Raw genomic sequence first — 11986 nt, 5'->3', positions numbered from 1 at the left:
AATGATGTCGAATCTTGTAAGATAGAGACAAATGAATAAAGCAACACCGTCGTATAATTTTGGGAATAAGGCCCATGAGTTTCTACCAGACTACCGTAAATCGGTCTGACTACGTTGGTGAATAGACGATGAGGGAGACCTTTATAGGTTGTACCTTTCGTCCGTTTCCTTCGTATAGATGTAGACACTCTTGGAGCTTTCAGGAGTGTCTTTTTTATTTTCTTGTGCTTCCGCTTAGTGCCTTCCGTTTAGTGCCAGGCACCAGAGAGAGGCAGTTTGGTGCCAGGCACCGGAGAGAGGCAGTTTGGTGCCAGGCACCGGAGAGAGACAGTTTAGTGCCAGGCACCAGAGAGAGACAGATTGGTGCCAGGCACCAAAAAAAGAAGGTGAAGGGTCAGGGACAAAAATAAAGAGAGTGACTGATCCTAGAGAATGAGGGAAAAGGGGAGGAAACGTTTATGAGTAAGTTTTTTAAGTTTGAAAAGTTTGGGACGACGTATCGCAGAGAGTTTATGGCAGGTTTAACGACCTTCCTCGCGATGGCGTACATTTTGTTCGTCAACCCATCTACTCTTGCACTTGATGGAATTGAGCAGCTTCCGGAAGGTGTAACAAGGATTGATAAAGGGGCGGTATTCACAGCAACGGCGATTGCAGCGGCTGTCGGTACACTGATTATGGGATTATTCGCTAAATATCCGATCGCTCTTGCTCCGGGTATGGGCTTGAATGCATTTTTCGCTTACACGGTCGTTTTAGGTTTCGGGATTCCTTGGGAAACGGCGCTCGCAGGCGTTTTGGCTTCAGGACTTATTTTTATTGTGTTAACTGTAACAGGCCTGCGGACGATGATTATCGATGCGATTCCAGCAAACCTAAAGCTCGCGGTCGGTGCCGGAATCGGCTTGTTCATCGCATTCATTGGATTTCAGAACTCAGGAATCGTCCAGAACAGTGATGCGACATTAGTTCAGCTTGGCGATTTGACGGCAGGCCCGACTCTTCTTTCCATCTTCGGGATCATCGTAAGTATCATGCTGATGGCTATGGGGTTAAAAGGCGGTATTTTTTACGGTATGGTCCTGACGTCTATTGCAGGTATCGTGACAGGTTTAATTGCGCCGCCGGCAGGACTTGGAGATATTGTGAGCACAGCTCCGAGCGTTGCGCCGACCTTTGGTGCTGCCTTTACGCATTTTGGTGAAATTTTCACGATTGAAATGCTGGTCGTTATTTTAACTTTCTTATTCGTCGACTTTTTCGACACAGCAGGAACGCTTGTAGCGGTAGCCACGCAGGCAGGTTTTATGAAAGATAATAAATTGCCACGTGCCAACCGTGCGTTATTTGCGGATTCAGCAGCAACCGTCGTTGGTGCCGCTGTCGGTACTTCCACGACAACCTCTTACATTGAGTCCACAGCTGGTGTCGGCGCTGGTGGACGTACAGGATTCACATCTGTAGTTACAGCTGGATTCTTCATTCTGGCTCTGTTCTTCTCGCCACTACTATCTGTGGTTACCGCAGAAGTGACAGCGCCTGCCCTGATTATCGTTGGTGTGCTTATGGCCTCAACGCTGAAAAATATCGATTGGGATCAGTTTGAAATCGCGGTCCCTGCCTTCTTCACGATTGCTGCAATGCCGATGACCTACAGTATTGCGACGGGTATTGCCATCGGGTTCATCTTCTATCCGATTACGATGATGTTGAAGGGGCGCGGCAAAGAGATTCACCCGATTATGTACTTCCTGTTTGTGATCTTTGTGCTGTACTTTGTCTTCCTGGCGTAAAGATCCTGATAAAATAGCAAAACTCACTGATAAATGGGCTGAAGTCACTGATAAACTGGTGAAACTGACCGATAAATGGTGAAAAGCCACCGATAAAGTGGCTAATGTCACCGATATGATGGAGTTGCTAATATAATAGGAAAACTCGCTAATATATGGCTGAAAGTTGCTAATATATTCGATGAACCTGCTAATATAATGGCAAAATCCGCTAATAAAAGCTTCAATGATGCTAATATAGCCTGGCAGCGGCTAGATTCATCCAGGCAAAAAAGAAACCGGCGCGCCGTTCGTACGGCTGCCGGTTTTATTCATCATTCATCCTCCAAATGGCGGATGGTGATCGGACGCTGTTTCGTTGAATCTGAAATGTAGCGGTGGAGCTGAATGACGAGCAGGCCATGCTTATACGTCGCTTCCACTTTGTCATGCCGAACGGGGAAGGGAAGATCAATGCTTCTTTCAAAAGCACCGTCAGCGATTTCTGCTTTGATCTGATGGCCGCCACGGTTGTTGATTTCAATTTTCCCACTTAAGGTCAATGTTGAATGGTCGACCAGGACGTCAACATTTTTCGGGTGATTCATGCCCGGGATGTTAACGAAGCAAAGCAGTTCATTGTCGTATTGATACATGTTGATGGCGGGAACGGAGGGCTTCATCATACCGTCGAAGTCTCCCCAGAAATCCTGCCCGAAGAAGCGGTCGAGGTTGGTCTTCCAATCTTTGAATTGATTCATGTCATCATCCTCCAAAAAATGTCATAGATTGCGTCACAAATCTGTTGTGCACGTCTCTTCTCATGGTTTATAGTGTATGCAAAGAACATTGTCTGGGTGAATGTCACGATTTGGGCACACCTCGGCCTAGGAGGCTCTCTAATATGCTTGAAAACCCATTATTGCTGATCGGGATCATTTTAGCTGTCAACATTGTTTATGTTTCGTTCTTTACCCTCCGGATGATTTTTACACTGAAGGGACAGCGGTACTTTGCTGCGTTCATCAGCATGTTCGAAATCGTGACGTACATTTTCGGGCTGGGCCTTGTCCTCGATCGCCTGGACCAAATTGAAAATGTCATTGCCTATGCCGTCGGGTATGGTCTTGGTGTTATCGTCGGGATGAAGATTGAAGAGAAGCTCGCGCTCGGGTATATTACAGTTAATGTGATATCTTCAGACCCAGATATCGAATTCACCCGCAGACTTCGGGAAAAAGGATATGGTGTGACAAGCTGGTATGCGTATGGAATGGAAGGCGACCGTCTGGCCATGCAGATCCTGACGCCCCGGAAGTATGAACTGTCTTTGTATGAAACGATCCGGGACATCGATCCGAAAGCCTTTATTGTGGCGTATGAACCGAAGCAGATTCATGGTGGATTCTGGGTGAAATCCGTCAAGAGAGGAAAGATTCGTGATGCCCAAAAAGAACAGCAAGAAGCGCTTTGAAGTTAGTGAAAATGAAACGATCGGTCACTGCCTCGACCGCATGAAGAAAGAAGGTTACACTCCGGTCCGTCGTGCGGAAGAGCCCGTTTTTCGTGAAGAAACCCGTGACGGGGAAAAAGTGATGGAACCTGTAGGGAAAACGATCGTATTTCATGCAGTAAAGGAATAAAACCGAACAATTTATTGTTAAGTTTTCATCAATGTTCGACATTTGCGTTGACATCTGTGAACAGAACTTGATATGATGAAGGCAGAATTGCATAGACGACCTCATATATGACGGGGATATGGCCCGTACGTCTCTACCTGGGAACCGTAAATTTCCGGACTATGAGGGGAGTTTAAGCTGTGAAGAAGCTTTCTCAGACCGGACACACGTGTGCCTGTTTGACTCCTCTCATCTTTTTGAGGGGCGTCGAGCAGGCTTTTTTAATGCTACGAAAGAGAAGAGGGATCCGATGGCAAATGTAGGCGTGATTATGGGCAGCATTTCAGATTGGGAGACAATGAAAGAAGCGTGCATCGTTTTGGATGAACTTTCGATCGATTATGAAAAAGAAATCATCTCCGCACATCGTACACCTGAAGATATGTTCACATACGCGGAAACGGCCCGGGAAAAAGGGTTGAAAGTGATTATTGCAGGAGCAGGGGGCGCGGCTCACTTGCCTGGGATGGTCGCTTCCAAAACCACACTACCGGTCATCGGCGTTCCGGTAGAATCGAAAGCTTTGCAAGGGCTGGATTCTCTTTTATCCATCGTGCAAATGCCGGGGGGCGTTCCTGTCGCTACCGTTGCGATCGGCAAGGCAGGCGCGAAAAATGCGGGTCTCCTGGCAGCAGAAATGATCGGGGCTTTCGACCAGGAAGTTGCTTCAAAACTATCAGACTATCGTCGGCAGATGGTAGATAAAGTCGACGGAATGAGGAGGGACCTTCGTGAAACCTGAAGTGATAAGACCAGGAAGGACCATCGGGATTTTAGGAGGCGGCCAGCTCGGTCGCATGATGGCGGTCGCGGCAAGGCATATGGGCTATAAAATCGCTGTTCTTGATCCTGCAGAAGACTGCCCTTGTTCCTCGATTGCTGAAAAACATATTGTAGCTCCATATGATGACATAGAAGCAGCAGAGCGATTGAGTACCGTCAGTGACGTGATCACGTATGAATTTGAAAACGTCGATCTCGATGTGGCGCGGCTTTTTGAAGAAAAAGGGAAGCTGCCTCAAGGAGCTTTTGCGCTTGAAGTAACCCAGAACAGGGCTAAAGAGAAGGAAATTGCGGTGGAAGCAGGACTGTCTGTTCCCGAGTATCGCATTGTGAACACTTTTGAAGAGGTGGAAGAAGCGGTTACCATCACCGGCTATCCGGCTGTCATCAAGACGGTGAGCGGAGGCTATGATGGCAAGGGACAGCAGAGAATCGAAGATGAAACGCAACTTGAAGATGTCCGTTCTTTTATGAAAGAAGGCGGCACTTACATTGTAGAGCGGTGGCTTGAATTCGACCTGGAAATTTCTCAAGTGTTTACAAGAGGGATGGATGGACGTATTATCCCGTTCCCGATTGCGGAAAATATCCATAAGAACCACATTTTGCATGAATCAAGAGTTCCGGCAACCGTTTCTGGGAAAGTGGAAGAACGCGTCCGTGAAGCTGTCGAGGTTTTGGCGGAACGAATCGGAGTGGTCGGTACATTCGCTGTGGAAATGTTCGTGAAGGGTGATGACATTTTCATCAACGAAATGGCACCACGTCCTCACAACTCCGGCCATTATACGATTGAAGCGTGCAGCGTATCGCAATTCGAACAGCACGTCCGTGCGATCTGCGGCCTTCCACTGTTACCGGTCCATTCGTTCGGGGCCGCGGTGATGGTGAATGTGCTCGGCAAACATCGAGGCATTTTGCTGGATCGTCTGGAATACTATCACGGCTTTCATATTCACGATTATGGAAAAGGGGAAGCTCGTCAGACCCGTAAAATGGGACACCTTACATTTATCGGAGAAACTTTAGAAGAGATCGACAAAATCATCACAGAAAATCAGATCCATTTATGGTAGGAGGAAGACAATGATAGAACGTTATACACGCCCGGAAATGGGTGCGATTTGGACAGAAGAGAATAGATACCAGGCCTGGCTTGAGGTTGAACTTTTAGCGTGTGAAGCGTGGAGTGAACTTGGGGTCATACCGAAAGAAGACGTGAAGAAGCTGCGCGAAGGTGCTTCCTTCTCCATCGATCGTATTCATGAAATTGAAGCAGAAACCCGTCACGACGTTGTAGCTTTCACGCGTGCCGTTTCTGAAACGGTCGGGGAAGAAAGAAAGTGGGTCCACTATGGACTGACTTCAACAGACGTGGTGGACACGGCGCTTTCCTATCAATTGAAACAGGCGAATGAAATCATTCGTAGAGACCTCGTCAACTTCATCGAGATTCTTGGTGAAAAGGCGAAGGAACACAAACATACGGTCATGATGGGGCGTACCCATGGGGTCCATGCCGAGCCGACGACGTTCGGTTTGAAGCTTGCGCTTTATTATGAAGAGATGAAGCGGAATCTGGAGCGTTTGGATCTTGCCATGGACCACATCCAGTTCGGAAAGCTTTCCGGAGCGGTTGGGACCTATGCCAACATTGATCCGTTTGTTGAAGAGTACGTGTGTGAAAAACTTGGCCTGAAGCCAGCACCTGTATCGACGCAGACGCTGCAGCGCGACCGTCACGCTCATTATGTATCCACGCTTGCTTTGGTTGCCACTTCCATTGAGAAAATTGCTGTGGAAATCCGTGGATTGCAAAAAACGGAAACGAGAGAAGTGGAAGAATTCTTTGCGAAGGGTCAAAAGGGATCTTCGGCGATGCCGCATAAACGGAATCCCATCGGTTCTGAAAATATGACCGGAATGGCACGAGTCCTGCGCGGGAACATGCTGACGGCCTTTGAAAATGTACCGCTTTGGCATGAACGTGACATCTCTCACTCTTCCGCAGAGCGCATTATCCTGCCTGATGCAACGATCGCTTTGAATTACATGTTGAACCGTTTCGGTAACATCGTGAAGAACTTGACGGTCTTTCCTGAACGGATGCAGGAAAACATGGAGAAAACATACGGACTGATCTTCTCCCAGCGCGTATTGCTCACGCTCATTGATGAAGGTCTGGTTCGAGAAGAAGCGTACGACCTTGTCCAGCCGAAAGCCATGGAAGCATGGGAGCGGGGCATCCCGTTCCGTGAACTGATTGAAGCAGACGACAAGATTACATCCACCCTGTCCAAAGAACAGCTGGATGCCTGCTTCGACTACAAGCACCACCTGAAACAAGTCGACCGCATCTTCGACCGCATCGGACTATAAGACGAAAGCGGAAAGATCACCGTGAGATGAAGGTTAGATGATGGAAAATACTGTATGACCTGGTACGCCAGAAACTGGTGTACCAGGTCATACAAAAAATCCCAATTCCTTAGCGAGGTGTTATTGTATGAAGGGTTCTTTATTGTACGAAGGGAAAGCGAAACGGGTCTATCATACGACGGATGAGTCGGATCAGCTCGTTTTATCTTATAAAGATGACGCTACGGCATTTAATGGAAAGAAAAAAGACGAGTTCACAGGCAAAGGACGCCTCAACAACTTGATTACCTCGAAAGTATTCCAATACTTACACCAGCACAACATTACGACCCACTTTATCGAAGCTTTGAACGACACCGAACAACTGGTCAGACGAACGAACATCATTCCTCTTGAAGTCGTTGTCCGCAACCAGGCGGCTGGCAGCATTACACGCCGGCTCGGTATAGAAGAAAAAACGAGCTTCACTCCACCGATCATTGAATTGTTTTACAAGAAAGATGAATTGAATGACCCGCTCATCAATGATGTCCATGCCTATCACCTGACGGACATCACGGAACAAGAACTCACGTTTATTAAACAACAGGCCTTGGATATCAACATCGAATTACAAAAGCTTTTCCGCTCGGCAGGACTGACACTTGTTGATTTCAAATTGGAATTCGGCCGCCTCCACGACGGCACCATCGTCCTTTCGGATGAAATTTCTCCGGATACGTGCAGGCTCTGGGACCAGGAAACAGGCGAGAAAATGGATAAAGACGTCTTCCGGGAAAGTACCGGTGACTTGATCGATACGTATACAAAAATTTTACATCGACTGGAGGAGAACATATGCGCAAAGTAAAGATCCACATCACATTAAAAGAAGGTGTCCTTGATCCACAGGGGAAAGCCGTCCACAATTCCCTACAATCGCTGGAGTACAACAACGTCCAGGACGTCCGCGTCGGAAAATACATGGAAGTGATGGTTGAAGACAGTGACAACCTTGAAGCGGAAATCGACCGCATGTGTGACCAGCTTCTTGCCAACCCGGTCATCGAAAATTACAGCTACACGATTGAGGAGGCAGGTTAACGTGAAATTCGCTGTCATCGTTTTTCCAGGATCGAATTGTGACCGTGATATGTACTTTGCTGTGAAGGATCAGCTTGGAGCAGAAGCGGATCTTGTCTGGTATAAGGAAGCGAATCTAGCAAACTATGACGGGATTCTACTGCCGGGCGGCTTCTCTTATGGCGACTACTTGCGTTCTGGTGCCATTGCCTCGACGTCTGATGTCATCGCACAAATCAGGGAAGCGGCTGAGGCAGGAAAACCAGTCCTTGGTGTCTGCAACGGATTCCAGATTCTCCTCGAAATGGGTCTTCTGCCGGGTGCGATGCTTCCGAATGAAAAGCTTAAATTCATGTGCCATTTTGAAACCCTGACGGTTGAAAATGCCGACACGATGTTCACCCGTCAATATGAGCAAAAAGAAAAAATCCAAATCCCGATTGCGCACGGAGACGGCAATTATTTTTGTGACGAAGAAACGCTTCAGAAGCTCCAAAACAACAAGCAGATCGTCTTTACGTATGACCAGAACCCAAACGGGTCCGTCGGAGATATTGCCGGTATTACGAATGAACAAGGAAATGTGCTCGGCATGATGCCACACCCGGAGCGGGCGGTCGAAGCGCTTCTTGGTCATGATGACGGTCTTCGTCTATTTGAATCGATTTTGACACACTGGAGGGAACACCATGCCATCAATGCTTGAGATCAGTCCAGAACAAATCGAAGCACAGCATGTCTATAGAGAGATGGGGCTGAAGGATGACGAGTATGCCTCGATCTGCTCGATTCTCGGCCGTCGTCCAAACTACACAGAGACCGGCTTGTTTTCGGTCATGTGGTCAGAACATTGCAGCTATAAAAACTCCAAACCACTTTTGAAAAAGTTTCCGACCGAAGGTGCACACGTGCTCCAAGGTCCCGGAGAAGGTGCGGGAATCATCGATATCGGAGATGATCAGGCCGTCGTTTTCAAAATCGAAAGCCACAACCACCCGTCCGCGGTTGAACCGTATCAAGGGGCAGCGACAGGCGTCGGCGGAATCCTGCGTGACGTCTTCTCGATGGGTGCCCGTCCGATTGCGCTTCTGAATTCACTCAGATTCGGTTCATTGCAGCAGCCGCGAGTGAAGTATCTTTTTGAAGAAGTCGTCCGCGGCATCGCCGGTTACGGCAACTGTGTCGGCGTCCCGACGGTCGGTGGAGAAGTTCAGTTTGATGATGCGTACAATGGGAATCCGCTCGTCAATGCGATGTGTGTCGGATTGATCGATCATAAAGATATTCAAAAAGGGATTGCCGCAGGAATCGGGAACACTGTCATGTACGTCGGAGCCAAGACTGGCCGCGATGGCATACACGGCGCTACCTTCGCATCGGAAGAGTTGTCGGAAGAGTCCGAAGAAAAGCGTCCATCCGTACAGGTTGGTGATCCGTTCATGGAAAAACTGCTCATCGAAGCTTGTCTTGATGTCATTCAGCACGATGCTCTTGTCGGTATTCAGGATATGGGGGCAGCGGGTCTCACTTCATCAGCAAGCGAAATGGCAAGTAAAGCAGGCACGGGGATGACGATGAACCTCGATCACATCCCGCAGCGTGAAGAACATATGACGGCCTATGAAATGATGCTCTCTGAATCTCAGGAACGCATGCTTCTCGTCGTAGAAAAAGGACGTGAAGATGAGATTGCGAAAGTTTTCCAGAAGTATAACCTGGAAGCGGTAGCGGTCGGTGAAGTGACGGATACGAAGCGCTTCCGCCTCGAGCATCACGGGGGAGTCGTAGCGGATGTTCCAGTCGATTCTCTTGCTGAGGATGCACCGGTTTACCATCAGCCGTCCCGCGTTCCTGCTTACTATGAAGAGTTTCAAAGAATGGAAGACTATAAACCTGAAGTCACAGACTACCGGGAAACATTGGTGAATCTATTGAAACAGCCGACAATCGCCAGTAAAGAATGGGTGTACGATCAGTACGATTCGATGGTCCAGACGAATACCGTCGTCACTCCAGGATCCGATGCGGCTGTGCTTCGTGTACGTGGTACGAACAAAGCGCTCGCCATGACGACCGACTGCAACTCCCGCTACCTCTATGTAGATCCTGAAATCGGTGGGAAAATCGCTGTCGCCGAAGCAGCAAGAAACATCATCTGCTCGGGTGGACGTCCACTGGGAATTACAGACGGTCTCAATTTCGGATCACCGGAAAACCCGGAAATCTTCTGGCAGATGGAAAAAAGCGTCGACGGAATGAGTGAGGCCTGTCGTGATCTTGAAACCCCTGTCATCGGTGGGAATGTCAGCCTGTATAACGAATCATTCGGAGGCCAGGCGATTTACCCGACACCGATCGTCGGTATGGTCGGCTTGATTGATGATGTCGCCCATATCACGCGTTCTCATGCTCAGAACGCCGGGGATTTGATTTATGTGATTGGAGAGACGCACGCAGAATTCGGTGGTAGTGAACTGCAGGGGATGCTTGAAGGGAAACATTTCGGCAAAGCTCCTGCGCTTGATTTGAAAACAGAGTACAATCGTCAAAAGCAACTGCTAACCGCGATACGTGCAGGACTTGTCGCCTCTGCCCATGACGTATCCGAAGGTGGTTTGTCCGTTGCTCTTGCAGAAAAGCTGTTTGAAAACGAATTCGGTTGTGAAGTGACTCTCAGTGGTGAACCGGTCACAGCGTTGTTTGCAGAGTCGCAGTCACGCTTTATCGTTACCATCGCGCCGGAAGATAAGGGAGCGTTTGAGCAGAGTGTCACAGACGCTCGTCTGATTGGAACCGTGACGGAAAACGGGGTGTACAGAATCAAGCAGGAAGACGTCGTTCTGGAAGAAAAGACATCAGTGTTGAAAGAAGCGTGGAAAGGAGCGATCGGATGCTTGGTGAAATCAAAGGGTTAAATGAAGAGTGCGGCATTTTCGGCGTTTGGGGGCATCAAGATTCGGCCCAGCTGACGTATTACGGCTTACATGCCCTCCAGCACCGCGGTCAGGAGGGAGCTGGAATCGTCACAACGGACGGTGAACAGCTGAAGCTTGCCAAAGGACACGGTCTCATCAATGAAGTTTTCTCTGAAAACCAGCTCGAAGATTTGAGTGGTCATGCGTCAATCGGCCACGTGCGCTATGCAACGGCAGGGGATGGCGGCTATGAGAATATTCAGCCGCTCCACTTCCGTTCTCAGACAGGCGGCTTGGCCCTTGCTCATAATGGAAACCTTGTGAACGCTCAGGCGTTGAAAAATCAGCTGGAGGCGCAGGGGAGCATTTTGCAGACGACGTCGGATACCGAAGTGGTCGCCCACTTAATCAAACGCGCGCGCCATCTGCCTCTTGAGCAGGCAATTATGGAAGCTCTTTCGATGATCAAAGGCGCGTATGCGTTTCTTGTCATGACGGAGGACCGTATGTTTGTCGCCAATGACCCGCGTGGATTGCGTCCGCTCAGTCTTGGCCATCTTGGAGAATCGTGGGTCGTCTCTTCAGAAACGTGTGCTTTTGATGTAGTAGGGGCTGAGTATGACCGGGAAATCGACCCCGGTGAACTCTTGATCATATCGGATGAGGGCATAGAATCCAAACGGTTCTCTGCACCGATCCAACGCACGCTCTGTTCCATGGAATATGTCTACTTTTCAAGACCGGACAGCAACCTTGATGGAAAGAATGTCCACGCTTCCCGCAAACGGATGGGCAAATCGCTGGCAGAAGAAGCACCGATTGATGCGGACGTCGTAACAGGTGTACCTGATTCAAGTATTTCGGCAGCCATCGGTTATGCGGAAGCTTCCGGAATTCCTTATGAGCTTGGTTTAATCAAAAATCGCTATGTCGGCCGTACGTTCATTCAGCCGTCGCAGGAGCTCCGTGAACAAGGGGTGAAAATGAAACTTTCCGCTGTCCGGGGTATTGTCGAAGGCAAAAAAGTCGTCATGGTCGATGATTCGATTGTGAGGGGTACGACGAGCCGCCGGATTGTGAAGATGCTGAAGGAAGCGGGAGCGAAGGAAGTTCATGTGCGGATTGCGTCTCCTCCGATTCAAAATCCTTGTTATTACGGCATCGATACATCCAACAGCGGAGAGCTGATTGCTGCGAACAATTCCGTCGAGGAAATTGAAGAGCAGATCGGCGCGGACAGCCTTGCTTTTTTATCGGTCCAGGGCTTGAACGACAGCATTTATCAAGGAGAAGAGTCGTTGAAACACGGCGGTTGCATGGCGTGTTTTACAGGTAATTATCCGACAGAAATTTATCCGAACACGATGCATCCATATGAAAAAGCATAGGAGGG

The 11986-nt window shown here is 48.8% G+C and carries 12 protein-coding genes and 2 riboswitches; of the genes, 11 read left to right on the top strand and 1 reads right to left on the bottom strand.

Translation table 11 applies throughout. The features are described 5' to 3' along the window. Nucleotides 1-29 precede the first annotated feature (29 nt). Nucleotides 30-132: riboswitch (purine riboswitch) on the top strand. Nucleotides 133-458: 326 nt separating this feature from the next. Continuing rightward, nucleotides 459-1793, top strand: coding sequence for an NCS2 family permease (locus VKA52_RS15785; protein WP_326316372.1), 1335 nt, complete (start codon nucleotides 459-461; stop codon nucleotides 1791-1793). Between the two features lie 314 nt (nucleotides 1794-2107). Here VKA52_RS15785 and VKA52_RS15780 read toward each other — a convergent pair whose 3' ends face one another. After that, a complete protein-coding gene (locus tag VKA52_RS15780; RefSeq protein ID WP_160913893.1) occupies nucleotides 2108-2533 on the bottom strand; it encodes an Hsp20/alpha crystallin family protein in 426 nt (141 codons plus the stop codon). A 143-nt stretch (nucleotides 2534-2676) separates the two neighbouring features. On the opposite strand from VKA52_RS15780, the gene VKA52_RS15775 reads away from it, so the two are divergent. From VKA52_RS15775 to purF, 10 genes are all read left to right on the top strand, one after another. After that, nucleotides 2677-3246 carry a DUF2179 domain-containing protein gene (locus VKA52_RS15775; protein WP_146815706.1) on the top strand — a complete coding sequence of 190 codons (570 nt, stop codon included), beginning with the start codon at nucleotides 2677-2679 and terminating at the stop codon, nucleotides 3244-3246. After that, a complete protein-coding gene (locus tag VKA52_RS15770; RefSeq protein WP_326316371.1) occupies nucleotides 3215-3415 on the top strand; it encodes an NETI motif-containing protein in 201 nt (66 codons plus the stop codon). The genes VKA52_RS15775 and VKA52_RS15770 overlap by 32 nt, the downstream gene beginning before the upstream one ends. Before the next feature lie 81 nt (nucleotides 3416-3496). Then, nucleotides 3497-3597: riboswitch (purine riboswitch) on the top strand. 107 nt (nucleotides 3598-3704) lie between these two features. Further along, nucleotides 3705-4196, top strand: a complete 492-nt coding sequence (gene purE / locus VKA52_RS15765) for a 5-(carboxyamino)imidazole ribonucleotide mutase (RefSeq protein ID WP_326316370.1) — start codon at nucleotides 3705-3707, stop codon at nucleotides 4194-4196. Then, the gene (purK, locus tag VKA52_RS15760) at nucleotides 4186-5313 is read left to right on the top strand and encodes a 5-(carboxyamino)imidazole ribonucleotide synthase (RefSeq protein WP_326316369.1); all 1128 of its coding nucleotides are present in this window, start codon (nucleotides 4186-4188) and stop codon (nucleotides 5311-5313) included. The genes purE and purK overlap by 11 nt, the downstream gene beginning before the upstream one ends. Before the next feature lie 10 nt (nucleotides 5314-5323). Further along, a complete protein-coding gene (gene purB / locus VKA52_RS15755; protein WP_206947019.1) occupies nucleotides 5324-6616 on the top strand; it encodes an adenylosuccinate lyase in 1293 nt (430 codons plus the stop codon). A 127-nt stretch (nucleotides 6617-6743) separates the two neighbouring features. After that, complete coding sequence (gene purC / locus VKA52_RS15750) at nucleotides 6744-7466, top strand: phosphoribosylaminoimidazolesuccinocarboxamide synthase (RefSeq protein ID WP_326316368.1); 723 nt, start codon at nucleotides 6744-6746, stop codon at nucleotides 7464-7466. Then, nucleotides 7454-7699 (top strand): phosphoribosylformylglycinamidine synthase subunit PurS, encoded by a 246-nt coding sequence (purS, locus tag VKA52_RS15745; protein WP_089651512.1) that lies wholly within the window; start codon nucleotides 7454-7456, stop codon nucleotides 7697-7699. The genes purC and purS overlap by 13 nt, the downstream gene beginning before the upstream one ends. A 1-nt stretch (nucleotide 7700) precedes the next feature. Further along, nucleotides 7701-8384 (top strand): phosphoribosylformylglycinamidine synthase subunit PurQ, encoded by a 684-nt coding sequence (gene purQ / locus VKA52_RS15740; RefSeq protein ID WP_326316367.1) that lies wholly within the window; start codon nucleotides 7701-7703, stop codon nucleotides 8382-8384. Further along, entirely contained in the window at nucleotides 8368-10593 is a 2226-nt protein-coding gene (gene purL / locus VKA52_RS15735; RefSeq protein ID WP_326316366.1) for a phosphoribosylformylglycinamidine synthase subunit PurL, read from the top strand. Before purQ ends, purL begins: the two co-directional genes overlap by 17 nt. Continuing rightward, nucleotides 10569-11981, top strand: coding sequence for an amidophosphoribosyltransferase (gene purF / locus VKA52_RS15730; RefSeq protein WP_326316365.1), 1413 nt, complete (start codon nucleotides 10569-10571; stop codon nucleotides 11979-11981). The genes purL and purF overlap by 25 nt, the downstream gene beginning before the upstream one ends. Nucleotides 11982-11986 lie beyond the last annotated feature (5 nt).

The sequence above is a fragment of the Halobacillus sp. HZG1 genome (genome assembly GCF_035818575.1).
GTDB classification, from domain to species: Bacteria; Bacillota; Bacilli; order Bacillales; family Halobacillaceae; genus Halobacillus; species Halobacillus litoralis.
The sequence above is the reverse complement of the archived record's forward strand: the minus strand, read 5'-3'. Positions and strand labels throughout refer to the sequence as shown.

Coding starts and splice junctions, on each gene's coding strand:
- VKA52_RS15785 (WP_326316372.1), top strand. CDS start 459: ATGAGTAAGTTTTTTAAGTTTGAAAAGTTTGGGACGACGTATCGCAGA.
- VKA52_RS15780 (WP_160913893.1), bottom strand. CDS start 2,533: ATGAATCAATTCAAAGATTGGAAGACCAACCTCGACCGCTTCTTCGGG.
- VKA52_RS15775 (WP_146815706.1), top strand. CDS start 2,677: ATGCTTGAAAACCCATTATTGCTGATCGGGATCATTTTAGCTGTCAAC.
- VKA52_RS15770 (WP_326316371.1), top strand. CDS start 3,215: ATGCCCAAAAAGAACAGCAAGAAGCGCTTTGAAGTTAGTGAAAATGAA.
- purE (WP_326316370.1), top strand. CDS start 3,705: ATGGCAAATGTAGGCGTGATTATGGGCAGCATTTCAGATTGGGAGACA.
- purB (WP_206947019.1), top strand. CDS start 5,324: ATGATAGAACGTTATACACGCCCGGAAATGGGTGCGATTTGGACAGAA.
- purC (WP_326316368.1), top strand. CDS start 6,744: ATGAAGGGTTCTTTATTGTACGAAGGGAAAGCGAAACGGGTCTATCAT.
- purS (WP_089651512.1), top strand. CDS start 7,454: ATGCGCAAAGTAAAGATCCACATCACATTAAAAGAAGGTGTCCTTGAT.
- purL (WP_326316366.1), top strand. CDS start 8,368: ATGCCATCAATGCTTGAGATCAGTCCAGAACAAATCGAAGCACAGCAT.
- purF (WP_326316365.1), top strand. CDS start 10,569: ATGCTTGGTGAAATCAAAGGGTTAAATGAAGAGTGCGGCATTTTCGGC.